The 23,278-nt window shown below is 24.1% G+C and carries 18 protein-coding genes; 11 read left to right on the top strand and 7 right to left on the bottom strand.

The features are described 5' to 3' along the window. Positions 1 to 35: 35 nt before the first annotated feature. The 7 genes from EXC65_RS02955 to EXC65_RS02925 all read left to right on the top strand — a co-directional run bounded on the left by EXC65_RS02955 (position 36) and on the right by EXC65_RS02925 (position 6,289). A complete protein-coding gene (locus tag EXC65_RS02955; RefSeq protein ID WP_129720005.1) occupies positions 36 to 1,013 on the top strand; it encodes a DHH family phosphoesterase in 978 nt (325 codons plus the stop codon). After that, positions 1,000 to 1,971: a DHH family phosphoesterase gene (locus EXC65_RS02950; protein WP_129720004.1), complete on the top strand. Its 972-nt coding sequence runs from the start codon at positions 1,000 to 1,002 to the stop codon at positions 1,969 to 1,971. The genes EXC65_RS02955 and EXC65_RS02950 overlap by 14 nt, the downstream gene beginning before the upstream one ends. A 106-nt stretch (positions 1,972 to 2,077) precedes the next feature. Next, complete coding sequence (locus EXC65_RS02945; protein WP_129720003.1) at positions 2,078 to 3,457, top strand: FAD-dependent oxidoreductase; 1,380 nt, start codon at positions 2,078 to 2,080, stop codon at positions 3,455 to 3,457. 102 nt (positions 3,458 to 3,559) lie between these two features. Continuing rightward, complete coding sequence (locus tag EXC65_RS02940; protein WP_129720002.1) at positions 3,560 to 4,549, top strand: lipoate--protein ligase; 990 nt, start codon at positions 3,560 to 3,562, stop codon at positions 4,547 to 4,549. Then, a complete protein-coding gene (locus EXC65_RS02935) occupies positions 4,542 to 5,369 on the top strand; it encodes an alpha/beta fold hydrolase (RefSeq protein ID WP_129720001.1) in 828 nt (275 codons plus the stop codon). Before EXC65_RS02940 ends, EXC65_RS02935 begins: the two co-directional genes overlap by 8 nt. Before the next feature lie 287 nt (positions 5,370 to 5,656). Continuing rightward, positions 5,657 to 5,911: a hypothetical protein gene (locus EXC65_RS02930; RefSeq protein ID WP_129720000.1), complete on the top strand. Its 255-nt coding sequence runs from the start codon at positions 5,657 to 5,659 to the stop codon at positions 5,909 to 5,911. Next, positions 5,912 to 6,289 (top strand): hypothetical protein, encoded by a 378-nt coding sequence (locus tag EXC65_RS02925; RefSeq protein ID WP_129719999.1) that lies wholly within the window; start codon positions 5,912 to 5,914, stop codon positions 6,287 to 6,289. It begins immediately after the preceding gene. 57 nt (positions 6,290 to 6,346) lie between these two features. Here the strand turns inward: EXC65_RS02925 and EXC65_RS04475 are convergent, their stop codons facing one another. The 7 genes from EXC65_RS04475 to rpmE all read right to left on the bottom strand — a co-directional run bounded on the left by EXC65_RS04475 (position 6,347) and on the right by rpmE (position 15,385). Next, positions 6,347 to 6,508, bottom strand: coding sequence for a hypothetical protein (locus EXC65_RS04475; protein ID WP_165001338.1), 162 nt, complete (start codon positions 6,506 to 6,508; stop codon positions 6,347 to 6,349). Between the two features lie 2 nt (positions 6,509 to 6,510). Continuing rightward, positions 6,511 to 7,470, bottom strand: a complete 960-nt coding sequence (locus tag EXC65_RS02920; RefSeq protein ID WP_129719998.1) for a carbohydrate ABC transporter permease — start codon at positions 7,468 to 7,470, stop codon at positions 6,511 to 6,513. Next, positions 7,430 to 8,449 carry a carbohydrate ABC transporter permease gene (locus EXC65_RS02915; RefSeq protein ID WP_129719997.1) on the bottom strand — a complete coding sequence of 340 codons (1,020 nt, stop codon included), beginning with the start codon at positions 8,447 to 8,449 and terminating at the stop codon, positions 7,430 to 7,432. Before EXC65_RS02915 ends, EXC65_RS02920 begins: the two co-directional genes overlap by 41 nt. Position 8,450: 1 nt before the next feature. Next, positions 8,451 to 10,193 carry an ATP-binding cassette domain-containing protein gene (locus EXC65_RS02910; RefSeq protein WP_129719996.1) on the bottom strand — a complete coding sequence of 581 codons (1,743 nt, stop codon included), beginning with the start codon at positions 10,191 to 10,193 and terminating at the stop codon, positions 8,451 to 8,453. A 36-nt stretch (positions 10,194 to 10,229) separates the two neighbouring features. Further along, a complete protein-coding gene (locus EXC65_RS02905; RefSeq protein WP_129719995.1) occupies positions 10,230 to 10,994 on the bottom strand; it encodes a thermonuclease family protein in 765 nt (254 codons plus the stop codon). 5 nt (positions 10,995 to 10,999) lie between these two features. Next, the gene (locus EXC65_RS02900; protein WP_129719994.1) at positions 11,000 to 15,019 is read right to left on the bottom strand and encodes a P68 family surface lipoprotein; all 4,020 of its coding nucleotides are present in this window, start codon (positions 15,017 to 15,019) and stop codon (positions 11,000 to 11,002) included. A gap of 156 nt (positions 15,020 to 15,175) precedes the next feature. Continuing rightward, the gene (gene rpmE, locus EXC65_RS02895) at positions 15,176 to 15,385 is read right to left on the bottom strand and encodes a 50S ribosomal protein L31 (RefSeq protein WP_129719993.1); all 210 of its coding nucleotides are present in this window, start codon (positions 15,383 to 15,385) and stop codon (positions 15,176 to 15,178) included. A 143-nt stretch (positions 15,386 to 15,528) separates the two neighbouring features. Here rpmE and EXC65_RS02890 point away from each other — a divergent pair, with 143 nt between their 5' ends. Genes EXC65_RS02890 through uvrB form a run of 4 tightly spaced genes read left to right on the top strand, consistent with a single transcriptional unit; the run spans position 15,529 to position 23,201 of the window. Further along, positions 15,529 to 16,494 carry a substrate-specific component FolT of folate ECF transporter gene (locus EXC65_RS02890; protein WP_129719992.1) on the top strand — a complete coding sequence of 322 codons (966 nt, stop codon included), beginning with the start codon at positions 15,529 to 15,531 and terminating at the stop codon, positions 16,492 to 16,494. Between the two features lie 24 nt (positions 16,495 to 16,518). Next, on the top strand, positions 16,519 to 18,774 hold the full coding sequence (locus EXC65_RS02885) for a hypothetical protein (protein WP_129719991.1): 2,256 nt from the start codon (positions 16,519 to 16,521) through the stop codon (positions 18,772 to 18,774). Then, entirely contained in the window at positions 18,761 to 21,229 is a 2,469-nt protein-coding gene (locus EXC65_RS02880) for a valine--tRNA ligase (RefSeq protein WP_129719990.1), read from the top strand. Before EXC65_RS02885 ends, EXC65_RS02880 begins: the two co-directional genes overlap by 14 nt. Continuing rightward, positions 21,195 to 23,201: an excinuclease ABC subunit UvrB gene (gene uvrB / locus EXC65_RS02875; RefSeq protein ID WP_129720224.1), complete on the top strand. Its 2,007-nt coding sequence runs from the start codon at positions 21,195 to 21,197 to the stop codon at positions 23,199 to 23,201. The genes EXC65_RS02880 and uvrB overlap by 35 nt, the downstream gene beginning before the upstream one ends. Positions 23,202 to 23,278 lie beyond the last annotated feature (77 nt).

Genomic DNA, 23,278 nt, shown 5'->3' with positions numbered 1-23,278 from the left:
ACTAAATTCAAAAATACATAGATTAAAGAGGTAATATGAAAAAAGGTACATGAAAAAATATTGTTAATGCAATCGAAGAAATGGAAAATATTTTTATTTTTCATCATATTAGACCTGATGGTGATTGTTTAGGTTCGCAATTTGGATTAGGTAAATTAATTCAGAAAAATTTTCCTAAAAAAAATGTTTTTTTTATTGGTGATTCAAAAAATATTTTAAATTTTTTAAATTTTAATCACGATGATGAAAAAACAATTGATAGTAAATTTTTTAAAAATTCTTTAGGAATTGTAGTGGATGCTTCTAGTGCTGATAGATTGGAAAAAGTTGAATTAATTCATTCTAAAAAAATAACAAAAATGGCAAGAATTGATCATCATCCTAATTTAGCTGACATTAATTATGATATTAACTGAGTAGATTCATCATATGTAGCTGCTGCTGAAATGATTGGTTATTTAGCGATGAAAGCAAAATGAAAAATTACTCCAGAAGCTGCTGAATATATTTATTTAGGAATTAACACAGATTCAGGGAGATTTTTGTTTGCTAATACTTCTGCTAGAACTTTTAGTGTAGTTTCTCATCTATTAAAAAATAACTTAAATTTAGATAGAATTCATTTAAATTTAGCACAAAAATCATTAAATTTAGCTAAATTCAATGGTGAAGTTTTACTTAACTTTAAAACTAAAGGAAAAGTAAATTATTACTATGTAACTAGAGAAATACAAGAAAAATATAACTTAAAATATGAAGAAGCTTCACAAGTAAATATACTATCAAATGTTGGTGATTCAAGAATATGAATTTTCTTTATTGATCAAGCAGATAGTTTTATTAGAGTTAGGTTAAGATCTAATGGTCCTAAGGTTAATATAATTGGTAGACAATACAATGGTGGCGGGCATGATCAAGCTTCAGGAGCTATGATTAAAGATCCTGAAATAATTGATGAAATAGTGGAAAAAGCAGCAAAATTAGCGGAGGAATATATAAATGAAAAAAGGTAGCATCCAACAAGTTACAGAAGAAATATTAAATCATAATAATATTGTTATTTTTCACCATATTAGACCTGATGGTGATTGTTTAGGGGCTCAATTTGGACTAAAGGAACTAATACAAAATAATTTTCCTGATAAAAAAGTATTAGCTATTGGAGACAAACAAAACTTATTTACTTTTTTAGATATAGAGCATGACAAAATACCAAATGATGATTTCTTAAAAAATGCATTAGCTATCATTGTGGATGCTAATTTCAAAGATAGAATTGAAAATAGATATCTTTTAGATGAAAACAAATTTAAAACAGTAATAAGAATAGATCACCACCCAAATGATGATGATCTTAATGCTAAATCTTTGTGAGTTGATTCAAGTTATGTCGCTTGCTGTGAGCAAATTGCTCATTTAGCTTTTCGAAACAAATGAAAAGTTACACCCAAAGCAGCTGAATACATTTATTTAGGAATTTATACAGATTCAGGAAGATTTTTATTTAATAATACAAGCCACAGAACACTTTTGTTAACATCTAAATTATGAAAAACAAAAGCAGATGTAAATAAAATACACTCTAACATAACCAGAAGTTCTTTGAATGATATTAGGTTCAATGCATATATTCAATCAAATTTTAAAAGTCTTGATAATGTTGTTTATTATGTTTTAGATTTAAAAAAACAAAAAGAATTTGATAAAACACCTAATCAAGCAACAAGACCAAATTTATTAGCAAATATTGAAAATTTCAACATTTGATTATCATTTGTTCAAGAAGAAAAAAACAAATGAAGAGTTGAATCCAGATCTAATGGGCCAATTGTAAGAGATGTTGCTGTAAAATGAGGTGGTGGTGGGCATGCCAACGCTTCAGGCGCTATAATTAATAGCAAGAAAAAAATTGAATTAATAGTTAAAGACTGTCAAGAAGTTGTAAATGCTTGAAAGCTAAAAAATAAATAGCTTAAATATAAACATTTTTAACAAATAAAAAGTAAAAAGTTATATAATTTAAAATATAAATTATGATTTATAATTAAAAATATAATTAAATTAATAAGGAGAAAACATGAAAATTATATCAATAGGTGCAAATCATGCTGGTACATCTTTTTTAAGAACATTAAAAAAAGTTGCACCTGAACATGAAGTTGTTGCATACGATAGAAATACTGATATCTCATTTTTAGGTTGTGGTATTGCTTTATGAGTAGGAGGAGAATTTGAAAATCCTGATGGTTTATTTTATTCAAGCATCGAAGAATTGAAATCATTAGGAATTGACATGAAAATTTCACATGATGTTATCCAAGTTAACAGAAGTGAAAAATATGTTGTTGTTAGAAATTTAGAAACAGGTGAAGAGTTCAAAGATTACTATGACAAATTAGTTTATGCTGGAGGGACATGACCAATTGTTCCACCATTTGAAAATGTTAATTTAGAAAACATCTTAATTTCTAAAATTTTCGCCCATGCAAAAGAAATTAAAGCTAAAGCAGTAGACCCAACAATAAAAGATGTTGTTATTATTGGAGCGGGATACATTGGTATTGAACTTGTTGAAGCATTCCACAAATATGGAAAAAGAGTAACTCTTGTTGATATGCAAGATAGAATTATTCCTAATTATTTTGATAGTGAATTTACATCAAAAGTTGAAAACTCAATGGCAAGTCACGGAATTAGAGTTAGACTCGGAGAAAAAGTTGAAAAATTCTTAACAAATGATGGTGTTAAAGTTTCTGGTGTTGTAACAGATAAAGATGCTTATAATGCTGATTTAGTAATTTTAGCAATCGGATTTAGACCAAATACAGATTTAATCCAAGGTGTAGACAAATTACCAAATGGAGCAATTAAAGTTGATCAATTCCAAAGATCATTAAGTGATCAAGATATATATGTAATTGGTGATTCAGCATCTATGATTCATAGTTCAACTAAAGAATATGCAAACATTGCTTTAGCAACAAATGCAGTTAAAACAGGTATTGTAGCAGCATTCCATTTATCAGGAAGCGATGAATTACCATTCCCAGGATACTCAGGGACAAATGCAATTAATGTTTTTGATTACAATTATTCATCAACTGGTTTAACAGAAGTTTCAGCATCTAGAGTTGAAGGAATTAAAGATAATTTTGCTGTTGAGTATTTTGAAGACAATGATAGACCTGAGTTTATGAAACATCACTATCCTGTATGATTCAAAATCACATATGATAAAACAACATTAAGATTATTAGGTGCTCAAATTGGTTCAAAAGGTAGAGCAGCTAATCATACAGAAGTAATGTATGCACTTTCATTAGCTATTCAACAAAATTTAACTTTACCACAAATTGCATTAATGGACTTTTATTTCTTACCACACTTCAATAAACCATTTAACTTTATAATTCAAACCATTTTAAATTCTTTAAACTTAAATTATCACAAAAAATAATGTGTATTTCTAGTAAGTACAAACTAGTTCATCACAAAAAATACAAGCGTAAATAAATTCTTGTATTTTTTTAATAACTATTTTATTAATAAAGGAGTTAATATGAAAATTTTTGTAAGTAAAAAATATTCACCTTTTTTTAATTTAACTATAGAAGAGGCAATAGCTAAAGATGAAGAATTACAAGATGATATTATCTTTTTTTATCAGCATGATAATGCTGTAATTATTGGACAAAATCAAAATGTACATAAAGAAGTTAAACTAGATGTTTTAAAAAATGAGAACATCGAATTATATCGTCGTCTTTCAGGTGGTGGAGCTGTTTATCATGACTTAGGAAATTTAAATTTTTCTTTTATTACTAAAAAAGATAATAGCAGTTATGAAAAATTTTTAAGTCCAATTTTAGAATTTTTAAAATCTTTAAATTTAGATGCTAAATTTAAAGGTAGAAATGATTTAGTTGTAAATGATGCTAAATTTTCAGGGAATGCACAATTTATGCACAAAAACAAAATTGTACATCATGGGACAATTTTGTTTAATGCAGATTTAACTAAATTGTCCAAAGTTTTAAATCCAAGTAAATTAAAAATGAAATCAAAAGGAATTGAAAGTGCAAGACAAAGAGTCACCAATCTTTTAAATGAAATGCACAACAAAATATCATTTGAAGAATTTTTCACAAAAATGCTTACTTTTTTTAAATTAAAATACAATGCAGAAATTAGTGATATACCAGAAAAATATTTAACAAAAGCTGAAGAGTTTAAAAAAATTAGAATTTCTGATGAATGATTATATGGTAAAAATCCAGAATTTAGTTTTTTTAATGAAGCAAAAACTGATGGTGGAATTTTACAAATAAGTGCAAATATCATAAAAAATAAAATTAGTGAAATTTTATTTGAAGGAGATTTTTTAAGTAAAAAAAATCTAAATGAAATTAGAAAAAGATTTGTTAATGTTGAATACAACAAAGAAGTACTAACAAATCTTTTGAATCAAATAGAAAATTTAGAAGATTATTTTGGTAATATAAAAATTGAAGAAATAATTAGAATAATGTTCGGAGAAGAAAGTGAATAAAAGCACTTTAAAAATATTAAACGAAGATGTTTATTATGTTTATGAAGATACAGGAAAACCTAAAGTTTTATTTTTACATGGTTTTAATTCTTCATATAGTTTTGCAACTCAAGTTTATAATTTAAAAAATAGAAATTACGATGTTGTTAGTTTGGACTTCCCAGGTTGTGGTAAAAGTACTAACAATGAAACAATAACTATAGAAAGATATCAACAAATTGCAGCAGAATTTGTCAAAATTTTAGGTTTTGAGATTGAATTAGTTATAGGTCATTCTTTGGGTGGGGCAATGGCTTTATATTTACTTAACAACAATTTAGCAAAATATGCATTATTAGCAGCCCCAATAAATTATCAGTTATTAAATCCCTTATATTTAAAAGATAATTTAAAAGGCATAACAACTAAAATTAAACAATGATTATTGCCTGAAAATTTTGAGCAAGCATTTGAAAGTCAAGATAATTTAGTTTATTCAAATGTTAATAAATATAAAGATAATCTTAAAAAAATATCTGATGTTTTTTTAGCTCTTACTAAAAGCAAAAAAGCAATTTTTAGTGATATTGTCACTAAGCAAATCACTAATAAAGAATATTTAAAAAAAGAAATCTTTAACCTTTATAATAAAAATCAAAATTATGAATTTATTATAGGTATGAATGATATGTTTGTAACAGCTTCATCCATTTTTGAAATAGCAAAAGCCCAAAATAAAAATTTAACAATTATCTCTAATTGTGGTCACGCATTATTTTTTGAAAAACCAATTGATATAAATAATAAAATTAATTTTTTAGTTCAAAAAAATAACCACTAATTTTTAAACAATTAACAATTACAATTAAATGTTTAAAAATTAAGAAAACACCTAAAAATAAGCAAAAAATTTATTTTTGTTTATTTTTTTATTTTATTCTATTTATTTTTTGATATAAAAGTATAATTAAAGTGTGTTAAATTATTTTAAATAAATTATTTTATTTTTTAATACAAAAAAAATATTATTTTATAAAAAAGTTTGTTACAAAACATTGTTATAAAAAATGAGTAAATATATTTTTAAGTTTAAACAATGTAAGAACAATATCATTTAATCTGTTAGCTTTGCAAAATCTTGAAACACAAAATTATAAAACATTTGAAAACAATGTTCTTGTTTATTTAGATGCTCTTTCTAAAGAAAAACAAAAACAAATAAAAAAAGAATATGTTCAATCCTTACAACAACTTCAAAAATTCAGTTTTGATGAAGCGAAAAAAATTATTTTCAAGCAAAACATAAATCACAAGATTATTATACTAATATTCAAGATGATGAAGATGATAGATATTTTTATAGATATAGGGGGTACTAAATAAATGGAAAAAACTAATAAAAATTTAAAATATAATGAATTTAAAATTAAAACAATGTATTTTTTTGCACCACGTGTTACTTTATTTTTATTTACGGCTATAATGTTTATAATAATCTGACTTGCATTTATAACTCGCACACCTAGATATAATGTACATTTAATTATTTTCATTACAATTTTGATAATTGAATTCTTAATTTTTGTATTTTTTATATTTTTTAAAATTTTGCCTTTGATTATGTGTTTGAGAGAATTAAAAACAAAACAAATTATTTCTCAAGAATTTCTTAAAACAAAAAAAACATATTGATTTTGAAAAAATGAACTAATTTTAATTAATTCAGGTATTAATGTAGTTGAAAATCCACTTATTCAATAAATAAAAAAAACAATAATAAAAAAACCAGGGAATTAAAAGATAACCCCGGTTTTTTTATTATAAAAATTCACCTATAAATATCGTTTTTAAAACAACACCTATTCCATATAAGGATAAAATAGTTAAAATTAAACCTATAATAACAACAATTAAAATTAAAATATTTTTAATTGTACTACTAGATATTTTTTTAATTTTTGTTAAATTTCTTTTGTTCATTTTTACCCCTTAATTGTAGAACCTTGTCTTGAAATAGCATTTAAAATTCTTTTTCTAAATAAAAAGTAAGCAATAAACATTGGTAATATAGCAAGAATAGCACCAGCCATTTTAACATTTTTAAATGTACCGATTGGTGAATCGTGATCAGGATTTATTCCGACATCTAATAAATAAATATTAATTAATTTAATTGGTGAGTCTTTACCTAATAATAATAATAATGGTCATAAGAATGAATTTCAAGCAGCAAAAGCTGTTAAAATACCTACAGTTCAAATGGTTGGTGTAATCATTGGAAGAGCTATTTTGAAAAAGTATTTAATCCCTGAACAACCATCAACCATTGATGCTTCTTTAATTCTATCTGGTATTGCTTCAAAAGCGTTTCTAAACATATAACCAGAAAAAACAGAAGCAGCAAAAGGCATCATTAAAGCAAGCGCTAATCAAACAGGTTCTCTTTCTCACTCTAAAATAATAATAGTTCTATATTGTCCAATTAATAATGCAACTTCAGGAAGTATTAATATAGATAAAAAGAATATTCATGAAAGTTTTTTAAATCTTCATTTTTTTAATGAAAAAGCATAACCAAAAGTTGCAGAGAAAAATATTTTAACAATAACTGAAACAAATGTAATTAATGTAGTTCAACCTAAAGCAGGTCAATAATCATCGCTTAAAGCCCTATTAAAACTATCGACATTAACACTTTTTGGATAAACAATAGGTAAAACATCATTAGCTTGGCTATCAGGTGCAACAGCTATTATTACCATTATATAAAATGGTACAAAAATAATAAAACCAAAAGTAATTAAAACCAATGCTTTAAAAAGTAAAGATAAAAATATATTTACTTTAGATGTATCTTTAACTTCTTCAAGTATTTTTTCTGTTTTTCTCTTTGCTATATAGTTAGAAAACAAATTTTGAATTTTTAATTTTATTCAGAACATTTCTTTCTCCTAACTTATTTGAGACATAAATAATTAATTTAAATGTATTTTTTAAAACAGTTGAGAAAACAACCCCAAGAGAGAATAACATAACTGTTGCAGCACCTGCGAAGTCATAATTTCCACTTTGAACAACTTTGTAAATATATAACATAATTGTCATACCACCATTACCCTCTGCTTTAGTTACTTGGTTTTCAAAAATCGCAAGTGGGAAAACTTTAATTCCGCCTAAAATTCCTACTGTAATTAAAAAGTTAATTGTTTTATTAATAGATGGTAAAGTAATTCTAAAAAATTGTTTTAATTTGCTTGCTCCATCAATTGTAGCAGCTTTATACAAGGTTTTATCAACAGCTAACATTGCAGTTGTAATAATTAAAACTTGAAAAGCTAAATTTTTTCAAATACCATAACTTAAAATAATGGTAATTGGTTTATATGAATCCATTTCTCCACTAGCCAATCATTTTGTTTTAATACCAAAAATATTGTTTATAATCCCTACTTCATGATCAAAAAGATAAACAAAAGCCAGAGAAATAGCAACGGCATTAGTTACATAAGGTAAGAAAAAAACAGTTTGTCAAAATCCTTTTACTCATTTTTTATGTAAACTTGCAATTACTGATGAAATTAAAATGGAAAAAGTTAATGATAAAGGAAGTGCTAATATTGCATAAATTAATGAATTACGAACACTTATTTGAAATATAGGGTCGCTAGCAACTAATTTATATGCTTCAAAACCAACTTGGATAGAACTTGCATCATTAATATCTGAGTTATAACTAAAAGATTTTATTATTGAATAAATAAAAGGAAAAATTGTAAATAATAAAATAATAAATAAAGAAGGTATTAATAAACTAAAAGGAATTAAGAAAAAAGATTTTTTATGTAAAATGCCTAAATTATGTGATTTAGTTTTATTTTTTTTGTTTAATCAATAAATATAAATTTTTTCAGATAAATTCATTTTAAATATCTATTCTTTCCTTTGTATCTACATCAAAAAAATGTATTTTTTTACTTACAAGATTAAATCTAATAATGTCGTTTTCAAAATAATTTTCTCTTTTTCTTAAAAAAGCATTAAATACACCGATGTTTTCGACTTTTAATTTAGCAAAAATTTCTTTTCCTAAAAATTCAACATTAATAATTTTGCCCTCAAATTTTCCATTGTCATCTTCAACAATGTGTTCAGAACGAATTCCATAACGAATTTTATTTGAATTTAAAGGTTTTTGAAGTGTTTTAATGAGGATACCATTTGTAGCAAAAACTTGATTATTTTTAATCTCAGCATCAAATATTGACATTTCAGGCACACCTAAGAATTTAGCTACAAATTCATTTGTAGGTTTGTTATAAAGGTCACTAGGAGTACCGATTTGCTGTATAATTCCATTAGACATGCAAATAATTTTATCAGAAATTGACATAGCTTCTTCTTGGTCGTGTGTAACAAAAATAGTTGTAGTTCCTAATGCTTTTTGAAAACGCTTAATTCATTCACGAGTTTGAACTCTGAGTTTAGCATCTAGATTACTTAATGGTTCATCCATTAATAAAATTTTAGGTTCTCTAACAATTCCTCTAGCAATAGCAACTCTTTGTTGTTGCCCACCAGAAAGTTTGCTTGGTTTTTTGTTAAGTTGTTTTGAAATTTCAACTTTAGAAGAAACTTCTAAAACTCTTTCTTCAATAGATTTTGAAACGCTTTTATTATTAGCTATTAATTCATTGTATTTAGATAATTGTTCTTCTGAAAGTTTTGAAAGTTTAAGGTTATATTTAGATTTTAGTTTTTTATCATATGCATAATATTCTTTTTTTGTAAATTTATGTAGTGTTTTTAAACTTTTTTTCTTTTCTTTCAAATCTGCTAATTCTCTAGAATTTTTAATTCTATTTTTCTCAATGACTATTTGTTCTTTTAAAAACTCTTTTTGTTTTTTAAATTTGTTTTTAATTTTGTTATAGTTTTTTTTGTATTCCAAACGAGTATCTGTTTTTTCTTTTTGTGAAGTAGCTTTTTTAAGAGATTGAATAACTTTATTACTCTCTTTTTTGAATGCAGCTTGTTTGTGCAAAGGTAAAAGTTCCAATTGTGCTTTTAAATAATTTAAAAGTTTATATAAATTAGAGTTAATATTATTTATTTCAATTTCTAGTTGTTTATAGACATCTAAATAATTGTATAGTAAATTATCATATTCATCTAATTCATCTTTACTAGCACCATTTACACTATAAACTAAAGATTTTGCTTTATGAAAACTTATCAATGATTTTTCTTGAACGCTAATTTTTCATGTTTTGTCATTTGTTAAAGGAAAAGCGATATTATCATAAGAATTTAAATGAGGGTATAAAGCATAATTTTGAAACACAAGACCAATTTTACGATCTTTAGGTGCTACTTTTGTAACATCAATTCCTTCAAAAATAATTTGCCCACTAGTTGGTGTTAATAACCCTGCAATTGAATTTAAAATTGTTGTTTTCCCACATCCACTTGGTCCAAGTAATGTAACTAATTCACCCTTTTTCACTTCAAAATTAACATTATTAATTGCAATAGTTTCACCAAAATCAACAACTAAATCTTTAACTTCGATTGCGTTGATTAAATTTTTAGTTCTAAATCTTTCATCTGCTGAATCTTTTATTTTTTTGATTATTTCTTTATTTTTATTTTCATTATCAATATTCATGAATTTCTCTTTTCACTATTGTTATTTGTTTTTATTTTATTCATCTGTTTTATCAGATTTTAAGCTATTATAAACATACATATATTTGTTATAAAATTCATCTCTCATAAACTCAATGCCAGCTGCGCCATGTTTTCCATAAATACTTTCTAGTTTTTTTAGCAATGATTCATAATCAAGGTATTTTATACCTTTATAAAAACCTCTTTGATTTTTTCATGCTTCATTAAAAGCTTTTCAAGCTTTTGGAGCTTCATAAAAACCAATCTTTGAGTCATCTCCAAAGCTTTCTGTGTCGTATGTTGGGATAGATAAACCAGCAGCTATTATTTCAGTTGAATAATTAATTCACTTTCCACTATCATCTTTATAATAAAATGAACCCACTATTCTATTATAACTTCCAATAGGTTTTGTACCAGAAAAAACATAAAGCAATTCTTTGCCCTTAGGCAGAATCTCTTTTGCATATTCGGTTACTTTTTCAGCTCATTCTCTTTCAATACCCTCTGTTTTTTTATAATTACCATCTGACTTTATACCCATTTCAGGTGTATCTATAAATTCAATTCTTATGTTTTTCTTAAGGCCAGGACTTGCAAAATTTTTATTTTCACTAAATTCTATTTCCGCAGTATCACCATCAGTTCATTTAGAAATAGTAGCTTTAATTGCGCTTATACCTTTAATTTTTTCAATATCAAATTTAGTCTCAGGAATACTCTTATAACTTTGGCATGAAACAAATGCAATTGTTGTTATTGGTAAACTAACAATTAAAGGAATATAAATTTTTTTCATAATTTTTATTTTTTAAATGATGCCCCTAATGCAATTTTTAGTTTCTTGATAAATTCACTAAATTTAGATTCTTTTTCAATATCGCTTGTATTTTTTTCTTGGATAGCAGTATCCATTCTATTTCTTAAATTAGCATAGCTTGAATCAATACTTTTTCTAAATGTATCAGCACGAACTTCTGTTGGATCAGAGTTTCATCTATACTCATTACTTTTATCAAGAGCATCTTGGAATAATTTAGCTCCTTCATTAGCAAAAGGAGTAGTTCCTTTTAACTCTTTATTTTTTTGTAATGCAATGTATCCTGATTTTTCAATAAAGTAATTTAGAGCTGTTTTTTTAACAACTTCTTTCTCTTTAATCTTAATATCAATAGATTTTTCAATGTCTTTTGTTAATGTATTTGTAACATCTTCTGTACCTTTTTTAAATGTTTTAACTCTTCATTCACCATTTGTTAAAGCATTTTTACCTTCGAAGACAAATTTTAAAGTCTTTTTATTATATTTAGCTTTCGCTGTTTTTGTTTCATTATCTTTTTCAAGAGTTAATTCAAATTCTTCAGTTGCATCTTCATACTCTTTAAATCCATTTGCATAAATATCAACTGAATTTTTTGTTGCATTGTTTGGGTTGAAACCTTTTGCACTAAATTTAATGTTTTTAAGATCATCACTCAATTTAACTGATTTTCCTAATAAGTTTTCTTTTTTACCTTTTTCAGTTATTGATGTAATTTCATATCTTGCATCTTCAAGTTTGTTAGCATCTTTGAATTCTAAAGTTATACCATATCCAATTTTATTATTAACAAAACTGTTTTTACCACTTGCAGTTTTGGTTTTTGTTTTATCTGCTTTATCTGTTAAAGTAAAAGTATATTCTTTGTCTTTGATTAGACCAACAATATTATTAACATATATTGTTTGTTTATCTTTATCTGTTTTTGTACGGTTAAAAGATACACTTGGATCATATGATTTTTCTTCTTCTATTTTAATACTAATATCAAAAGTTTTTGCGGTTTCACTTAAAGTGCTGGTTATGTCTTCTGTGCCTTTTTTAAATGTTTTAACTTTTCATTCACCATTTGTTAAAGCATTTTCACCTTTAAATTCAAATCCTAAAGATTTAAATTTATTTTTTCCAGATTCTTTAAATTTAGATTTAGATGTTTTAGTTACATTATCTTTTTCAAGAGTTAATTCAAATTCTTCAGTTTCATTTTCATACTCTTTAAATCCATTTGCATAAAGGTATGTTTTATCTTTTGTTGGCTCTTTTGGTTCAAAGTTTTTTTCACTAAATTTAAAGTTTGTAAATTTACTACTTAAATAAATCTTGCTGTCTAATAAATTTTCTTCAGAATCTTTTAATTTTAATGAAATAATTTCATATTTTCCATCTTCAAGCTTGTCTTTATCTTTGAATTTGAAATCTGCTTTATTTCCTTTTTTCTTTTCATCCTTACTTACTTCATATTTTGCTGTAGCGCTTTTAGTTTTTGTACTATCAGCTTTATTTTTAACAGTAATAACATATTCTTTGTTTATTTCTAAATCTTTTACATTTTGAACATATAAAGTTTGTTCATCTTTAGTAGATCTAGAAGAAAGCCTAATTTCAGTTCCAAAATCTTCTTTTTTTGCTTCTGAAAAATTAGCAATAATTTCCTCTTTTGCTTTAGGATCTAATGTATTTAATAATTCTGTGTCATTACCTTTTTCTTTGAATGAAGTAATTTTGTATTTTCCATCTTCAAGTTTGTTATCATCTTTAAATTCAAATTCAAATCCATAACCTTGACCAGAAACTTCTTTGTTTTTGGCACTAGCTGTTCTAGTTTTTGAATTATCATCTATTTTTGTAAAGACAATTGTATATTCAACATCTTTTTTCAATGTTTTAGATGCATTATTAAAATAGAATTTTTGTGTGTTAGCATCTGATTTGCTTGAAAATCTCATTGAAAAATCTTCTTTTTCAACAAAGTATCTATAATCGTTTGGATAATCTTTACCATCTTCTTTTTTATCTTTTTTATCTTTTTTAGTTTCTTTTTTACTGTCTTCGCTATATTTATCTTTTTCTGCTTCTCAATCAATTTCTTCGGTTAAGAATCATTTTAAGAATTTTAATGTAGCAAGATTTTCCTCTTTATTTGAGTGCATTGCAAAAACACTTGGCCCTTGTAAAGTGAATGTTTTTTTAATTTCTTCTTTATTTACATCACCTTTTGCAGCATATAGTGGAACTCTTAAAGTAATAAGTTCGCTTTCTTGAAGTGTTTTTTCGTCAGATATAGTTTCTTCTACAATTCTAAGTTCTTTTTCTTTATCTTTTGTAGGATTAATAAATTCATTACTAATTAATGCAAGCTTGTCATTTTTATCTATTAAAAGAATTTTGTTTTGTGCTCAATCTCTTTTGGCAATAGATTTTTTAGAATCTTCTTTGTTTTCAAAGCCATTTAAGTATTTTTTAACAAAACTATTAAGTTCAGAATCTGTACTTAATGAAAAATCAAATTGTTCGCCTTCTTTTTTAGAATCATATTTCAACAATTCTTTTAATTGCTTTTCATATTCTTGTCCAATTAAATAACTATATGAACTTCCTAAAATTCCAATTCCTTTTTCTTTTGTTAATTTTTCGCTATAAACATAGTTGTTATATTTATCACCTCTTAAAACAAAAATAATTCCTGCATCAACACCAGCTTGAGTTGGTTTTTCGATTTTCATAATAGTTTTTAATTCAGCACCAGAGGAAGACTCAATATCCTCATTATTTTCATGAACTGTATATTTGTATTGTTTAGTTCCTTTTGCAACATGATTGTGTTTGTATCCTGTTGAAGAACTTATTTGAAATAAAATTCTATGATTTTTAAATTTATTTGATGAATAATCAGAACCTGTTTTTATAAATAAAGTCCCTTCTTTTAACATACTAATAACTTGGTTAAATACTTTTTCAAAGTTTTTATTTGCTTCTTTATCTATTTCATTTGTAAGATTTTTAGCATCCTCTTTTAGACCAGTATAGAATTTTTTAGTTTCTTTGTTATAAAATAAGTCATATAAATCTTTATTTGCATATGAAGCCATCATGGCATAAACAGTATTTGCCATAGCATCTAGACCTAAAACATTTTCAGCTTTTTCTTCAAACTTACCTTCACTAGCTTGTGGATAACTATTTTTAATTTTATTTGAAAGTTCGAAAAGTCCTTCATATGATTCAAAGTCAGATTTTTTAAATTCATGACCTTTTAGTCCTTTTTCACTAGAAACATATTTTCCTCAAATTTCTTTGATCCTTCTACTATCATTTTCACCTTTTTCTTTAATATTTTTAAAAAATTCAGCGTCTTCTTTTTTGATAGTAGCTTCACCATCTTTAACTGAAGTTTCTAAGATATATGCGAAAACTGAACCATTAATAGACAAAATTTCTGTTGATGGAGCTGCTGGGAATAATCACATTTTTTTCTCATCATTACTTTTATCTAAATCATTTATTGCATTGTTAGATGAAAGTAATTGTTCATTATACATGTTTTGAATTACATCATATAATCCAACTGCTTTTTCATCATCAGTTGAACCAGCTAAATTAAGCTTCATATCATATTTATTCAAGTTAGCAACAACTGTTGGATAATTAAACATAATGTTGTATAAATTGGTTTTAGATTTAGCTTGAATTTTTGTATTTAAATCTTTACCTAATGCCTCGTATCCACCTGCTATTGAACGGATTTCTATTTCCATTAAGGTTTTATCACCATTTTCTTTTTCTCTTTCTTCTTTAACATGAGCATTTCATTTTTTAATTATCAACTCTAATGCTTCATGACTTGGAGAACTAGCGCTAAAAGTACTTGCAATAACAAGTTTATTGTCAAGAGTTTGATCATATTTTTTGACACCACCACATGACATTAAACTAACTACTGAAGTAGTACCTGCCAAAACCATAGCACTTATTATCATTTTCTTTTTAAAATTTTTTTTTACCATAATACACCTTTTTTTAATATTTAAATAATAAAATATTTTTTCTATAATTTTAGTATATAAATTTTAATATTTTTTTTAAAAAAATAATAAAATAAACATTTCAAATTTAAAAAAACAACAAAAAAACTGTTTTATTTGTGTTTTTTGTTGTTTGATTTATTTTTTAGCTTGAGCTGCTCTTTTGTTAAATCTTTCTATTCTTCCGGTTGCTCTTGCTTTTGATCTATCTCCAGTGTAAAATGCATGACAACCAGAGCAAACATCAATAGTAGCCTTTTCAACAGTAGAACCAAATTCAAAAGTACTTGAACAAGTTGAACAAGTAACTTGAATTTGTTGATATTTAGGATGAATATCTTTTCTCATTTTTACTCCTTTCACATGAAACATTAAAATTTCATATTTTTAATTAATAATTTTAAAAAATTATATATTAAAATAATACCAAATTTTTTTTATTTAATGAAAAAACAAAATATATTTTCATATTTGGAGTAAAATATATAAATATGAAATTATGAAATAGTCGTAATATTGCTTTTGTCGCAGTTTTTATATCAATTTCAACAATAATGCTTCTATTGGGTATTAGACTTTTTCCAATTGCTGTTTTGCCATCACTAAGGTTTTCAATAATAGGTCTACCTATTAAAATAACAGGTTTTATTTTTGGACCAATTATTGGCTTGTTAACAGGTTTTTTAGCAGATTTAATAAGTTTTTGATTTGCTCCAACAACTTTTTCATATTTTTACACAATAGCTCTTTCATTAACAGGGTTTATCCCTGGTTTGATTGCTAAATTATTTTTAAATTTTATTAAAAATCAAATTAATGAAAAAATTTTAGAGAGAAAAATTAAAATTAAAAAACAAAAAATATCTTTTAAAATCGAAAAATTAATAGAATCTAAAATTGGAATGCCAGAATCTAAAATTATTTTAATTAACAAAAAAATATCAAAACTTAAAATAAAAAAAGAAAAATATGGACCTGAAGTTATTGAAAGAAATCTTAAAAATCTCTATCTTAGTATTTGTATTACAATTATAATGGTTTTATTTTTTATAATTTTTATTTTAATTTATAAAAGTGATAATCAAGTTTTTGATGGAATTTCTAAAAAAATTAAATTTTTCAAAAATAAATATATTTTCTTAGCATTTATATTCGCGGGAACTGCAAGTATGCTTGTTTTTATTACAATAGCAAGATTTTTAAAATTTTTCCAGAAAAAAAATAGATTTTCAACAATGGTACCTATTATAGTTTTTTCAGCTATTTTAGAGCCTTTAACAACTGTAATTCTTTCTATGGGTGATGTTCAATCTAAACAGTTTGATAGTTATGAACTTGCACTTGTTAGTCATTTTACTCTTTCACCAATAAAAATTTGGATAAATTTATTTGTTATATATTTAACAAGTCTTGTTGTTCTACCAATTGTTCAAAACAAAACAAAAAATGTTTATTAATTAAAAAAAGAAAAATGAGGAATAATGCAACAAAATAAAATTATTTCATTTTTAGATGTAAGTTTTAAAAAACAATTTAAACAAATAAGTTTTAGTTTAAAAAAAGGTGAAGATTTGATTATTTATTCATCAGATGACTCTATCCCTTATGCTTTTAAAGAGTTATTAATTTTAAAAAAAAGAAACTATGATGGGTTGATAAATATTGGTGGACAGTTTCTAGAAAAAAATAATAAAGATTTTTTTTTAAATACAAAAGTTTTATCTATTTTTAGTAAAAAAAATAAACAAAATTATTATTCAGAACTTTTATATGATGTTTTGAAATTTTCTTTTATTAACAATAATTTTATTTTTAATATTTTTAATGATTTTATGAAAGATTGAAAAGAAGTTAGTTTTGAATATGGTTTTGATATAAAAAAAGGTGAAATCGAGAATTTAAAAAATTTTAATCTTCAAAAAATTTCTATTTACAAAATTTTTCTAAATTCATTTAAATTTAAAAAAATTCAAAATCTATCTAATCATTCAATAGAAGATATCAATAATTATTTAGACTTTAAAATTAGTTTTTTAAAAAAAATTTTAAATTTAAATTCCATTTTTGAAATTAATAAATTTGAAAATTATCTAAAATTTCAGAAAAAATTCCGTAATAAAGAAGGACAAATTCATGAGTTAAAACTCAAAGCAATTAATTTAAAAACACAAATTAAAAATTTCGCAAATACATCAGACTATAACCAAGCATTGCATAAAAAAAACAAAATTATTGCAGAATTGTTAGAAAAACAAAATAAAATTAAAAATATTTTATCTAAAGGATATGATAATTATGTTTTTTATAATTTTTTACTTAAAAATTTTAAATCTAAAATAAAACTTGCTAAAAAAGAATTAAATGAAGAAAAGAAAAATAAAAATCAGGATTCAATTTATAAAGCAAAAGTTAATTTATTAGTTAAAATAAAGAGCAAAAAAATATTTCAAAAATATAAAAAATATTATAAATTTATAGATAATAATTTATTACATAAATTTTATTTATCATTAAACAATTTTGAATACAAAATGTTTAATGAAATTTTCTTCTTTTTTAAAAGAAAAAAACATTTAAATTTCAAGCAATATAACTTTGTTTATTCAGAACAAAATTTTAAAAATGATAGAACACATATTTTTAACATAATAAAATATAAAAATGAACAAAACGCAAAAGAGTTAACAGAAAAACTAAAAATTATCTCTAATGTGTTGATAAAAAATAAGAGAGTTAATATTAATAATTTATCTAAAAAAACTAATAAATTTCAGGAATTATATTTAAAAAATGAATATTATAAATTTAATGCTGATTATAAGTGGTTAAAAGAAAAAAATGAAGAAAATTTACAAAAACAAATTGCAGATGAAAGTTCTAATATATTAATTTTAGAAAAAGAATTAATTAACTATATGTATAATTCAGCTAAGATTGACAAAAATCTTTTTGTTTATATTAAAAAACAATTTAATTTAATAACTCAAAGCGAAAAAGAAAAAATAGAAGCAAAAATTTCCACAATAAAAAAATTAACACAATTACAATCAACTATTTATAAAATTAATGATTTTATTTATAATAAGCATCTTGATGAAGATAATATTATTACTAAAATAATATACAAAAAAGAAATGAAAGATTTATTGAGTAAAATAAATATCCCATTAAAAAAATTGTGAGAACCATTTGACACATTAACACAAGAAGAAAAAATAAATATTGATTTTGCCAAATATAATTTTTATGAACCAGAAATAACTTTGGTAGATTTAGAAAAAACATTATTTGATCAAAAATATGTTGATAAATTATTAGATTTTAAAAAACCAAATACATCACTAATAATTTTTAGTAATAAATTAATTAATACTAAAAAAATTAATAATTTTTTGTTTATTGAAAAAGGTAAAATTATTGAATCAAGTTTCAACAATAGCAGTCTTATTTTTGACACTAGATTTGCAAAAAACTTTGTAGAAACCAATGAATTAAATTTGAATTTTTTATATACAATAAATGATAAAAATTATGAAGAAATTTATAATGGTAAAAAAAATATAGAAATTAAAAATTCTGTAGTTTATACATCTGAAAATGAACTCATATTATTAGATGCAACATACAATGATAAAAATAATTTAAAAAACACAAAATTAACACAAATAATTTATTTAGATAATGTTCCGATTATTGATAAAACTAAAAAAAATAAGGAAAACTATGAAAAATATTAATCATAAAATAATTGAAAAAAATAGAAATCAAAAATGAATTAATAAAAAATATTTTTCAAATCATGATTTAAGCAAAAAACCTTTTACAATAATTTTACCTCCTCCTAATGTGACTGGAAAATTACATCTTGGTCATGCATGAGATGCATTTATACAAGATGTAATTATTAGATATAAAAAACTTAAAGGTTTTGATGTTTTGTTTTTGCCTGGTGTAGATCATGCAGGAATAGCTACACAAATTAAAGTTGAAGAAAGATTAAGAGAACAAAATATTTTTAAGCAAGATTTAGGTCGTGATAAATTTTTAGAACAGATATGATCCTGAAAAGATGAATATTACAATATTATTAAACAACAATGACATTCATTGGGTATAGCACTAGATTATGAAAGTGAAAGATTTACTTTGGATGATCTTTCAAATAAAGCTGTTTTAAAGGTTTTTATTGATTTATATAATAAAAATATTATTTATAGAGCTAAAAAAGCTATTAATTGAGATCCTAAACAACAAACAACTTTATCAAATATGGAAGTTAATAATAAAGCTGTTGAACAAAAAATGTACTACATCAAATATGAATTAAAAAATCAACCTAATAATTTTTTAATAGTTGGAACAACAAGAATTGAAACAATTCCTTCAGATGTTGCTCTTTGTGTTAATCCAAATGATGAACGTTACAAACACTTAATTAATCAAGAAGTAATTCATCCATTCACTAAAAAAATAATACCTATTATTAGTGATGAATATATTGATATGAACTTTGCATCAGGAGTAATGAAGGTTTCGGCACACTCAATAGTAGACATTGATATTATTAATAAAAATAATTTAGAAATTCATGAATCAATAACTAAAGATGGGAAAATGAATTCATTAGCTTTAGAATTTGAAGGTTTAGACCGTTTTGAAGCAAGAAAAGAATTTTATAAAAAACTTGAAAAAGAAAATTTAATTGACAAAGTGGAAAATGTTATATCTAATGTTGGTTTTTCAGAAAGAAGCAATGAAATAATTGAAATCCTTGTTTTTGATCAATGATTTATTGATATGAAACCATTGAGTCAAAAATTAGAAACACACTTAAATTCCAAACAAGCAGTATCTTTTTTACCAACTAGATTTAAAAAAGTGTTAAAAAAATGATCGGAAAATGCTTATGACTGAAATATATCTAGACAACTTTGGTGAGGACATAGAATTCCTGCATGATACAAAAATGGCAAGATGAAAGTTCAAGTAGAATCTCCAGGAAAAGATTGAAAACAGGATGAAGATGTTTTAGATACATGATTTTCTTCAGGTCTTGCACCTTTTTCATTTTTAGGTTGACCAGAAAATAATACAAAAACTAGTCGCTATTTTCCAACAAGTTTACTTGTTACAGGTTGAGATATAATTTTTTTCTGAGTTCTAAGAATGTATATTTTTGGTTTAGAAGTTATGAATGATAAGCCATTTAACCAAGTTTTATTACATGGTTTAATTAGAGATGAGCAAGGCAGAAAAATGTCTAAAAGTTTGAATAATGGAATTGATCCAATGGATATAATAGATAACTACGGTTCAGATGTTTTGCGTGAATCATTAATTTTTCACTCAACACCAGGTCAGGATATAAAATTTAGTAATGATAAACTAGAAGCAGCATGAAATTTTAATAATAAAATTTGAAATATAGCTAATTTTATAAAACAAATGAAAGACGAAACCACTTCAATACAAGATAGAGATAAATGAATTTTAAATCAAATTTATAAATTAAATAAAACAATTGACAAGCATATGAAAAAGTATGAATTTACTTTAATTTATAAAGAAATTTACAAATTTATTTTTGATGATTTATCATCTTGATATATAGAATTTTCTAAAATTGAGCCAAGTCAAAAACAAGCTTTAAATATTTTTAAAAAAGTTTTAATTATTCTTCACCCGTTTATTCCGTTTTTAACTGATTATTTATATGAAGAGTTATATAATGAAGAATTATTAGAAACTCAAAAAATAAATTTGAAATCATATAAAGATATTGTTTATATTGATGAAGTTATTGAAATTGTTCAAAATTTAAGACAATATAGAGAAAAATACTCTATTTCTAAAAAAATAAGATTAGAATATTGTATTAAAAATAAAAACATTAATTCTAAAGCAATACAAATGATTAATAAGCTTATTAATGGTGAATACAAAGAAAATAATACTGCATTTTATAAAACAAATAACTTTGAGATTTTTATTAATTTAAATTCAGAATTTTTAAAAAAACAAGTTGAAAATCAACAAAAAGAGATTGAAAAAATTAAATTTGAAATCGAAAGAGCAAAAAACTTGTTATCTAATTCTAATTTCTTGACTAAAGCACCAAAAGAAAAAGTTTTAATTGAAAAGAAAAAACTATTTGAATATGAACAAAAATTGAAATCATATACAAAAAAATAAGCAAAATACTTATAAACTTGTTAGTGAAAATATACCACGTGGTGATCAACCTGAGGCTATAGCCGAACTCACTAATAATATTTTGAAAAATCAAAAAAAACAAATTTTGCTAGGTGTTACAGGAAGTGGTAAAACTTTTACAATTGCAAATGTCATTAAAAACACAAATAGACCAGCTTTAGTTTTGTCGCACAACAAAACTTTAGCTTCGCAACTATACACAGAATTAAAACTACTTTTTCCGGAAAATAAAGTAGAATATTTTGTTTCACATTTTGATTATTATCGCCCTGAGTCATATGTCCCATCAAAAGATCTTTATACTGAAAAAAGTAGTAAAACTAATTGAGATTTAGAATCTATGAGAATGTCAGCAATGAATGCTATTTTAACACGAAGCGATACAATTATTGTGTCTTCTGTTGCAGCTATTTATGGCGCACTTAATCCACAAGAATATGAAAAATCTTTTTTTTATATAGAAAAAAACTTACAAATTAAAAGAAGTGCTTTTTTTAGACAATTAACAAAAATTGGTTATTTAAGAAATAATGTAGATTTATCACCTGGAAATTTTAGGGTGAAAGGAGATGTTGTTGAAATATTTCCTGGATGAAGTGATGAATTTATTGTTAGAGTTGATTTTTTTGATGACGAAATTGAATCGATTTCATTGATAGATTATATTGAAAAAACACTTATAAAAAAACAACAAAATTTTGTTATTTATCCAGCTAGTTCTTACACTGTAACAAATAATACAATTGGCCAGGCACTTATTACAATTAGAGAAGAATTACAAGAAAGATTATTATTTTTTGAAAAAAATAATTTACTTTTAGAAAAACAAAGACTTGAGCAAAGAGTAAAAAATGATTTAGATTCATTAGAAGAATTTGGTACATGTCCAGGAATTGAAAATTATGCAAGACATATGGATCAAAGACTTCCAGGCGAAAAACCATATACTTTAATAGATTATTTACCAAATAATACATTAATTATTATTGATGAATCACACATTACTGTGCCGCAATTATTAGCGATGTATAAAGGTGACTATACTAGAAAAAAGAATTTAGTTGATTATGGTTTTAGATTACCATCAGCATTAGATAATAGACCTTTGAAATTTGAAGAATTTGAAAAAATAGACAAACAAACAATTTATGTCTCAGCAACACCTGGAAAATATGAATTAGATCAAACAAATGGTGAAATTGTAACTCAAATAATAAGACCAACAGGTTTGTTAGACCCAATAATAGAAATTAAACCTACTAAAAATCAATTAAGTGTTATTTTAGATGAAATTCAAAAACAAATTTCACAAAAAGAAAGAACTATCATTATTACTAACACAAAAATGTCAGCTGAACAAATTTCTCAAACTTTAAGAAATAATAAAATTAAATCAGCTTATATTCATTCAGAACACAAAACTTTTGAAAGAAATGAAATATTAAGAAAATTACGTAAAGGTATTTATGATGTTGTTGTGGGTGTTCATCTTTTAAAAGAAGGGATAGATTTACCTGAAGTTTCACTTATAATGATTTTAGATGCTGATGTTGCTTCTTTTTCAAGAACTAAAAGTAATTTAATCCAAATGATAGGTCGAGTTGCAAGAAATGATCATGGTCGTGCAATTTTATTTGCTGATAAAATTAATAGTCACATTCAAGAAACACTTGATGATAATAAAATGAAAAGAAAAATACAAATTGCATACAATAAAAAACATAATATTATTCCTAAAACTATTATCAAACCAATACCTGAACCTATTGAACTTTATTTAAATGATGATGATAGTTTAAATAAATTTAAAAGCACTAAAAAATCAAAAAATTCTCTTGATAAATTAATAAAAGAATGAGAAAAGAAAAAACAACAATTAATTAAAGAAGACAAATTGGAAGAAGCTATAAAAATACGTGATTTAATTTTAGAATTAAAATCAGAACAATAAGTAAAATAAAATACAAAATCGCTTAAAAATGTTATAATTTTTAGATAATTATCAAAAAAATAATAATTTACAAAAAA

Source organism: Mesomycoplasma neurolyticum, assembly GCF_900660485.1.
Lineage (GTDB): Bacteria > Bacillota_I > Bacilli_A > Mycoplasmatales > Metamycoplasmataceae > Mesomycoplasma_A > Mesomycoplasma_A neurolyticum.
This window is presented reverse-complemented; position numbering and strand designations above follow the sequence as displayed.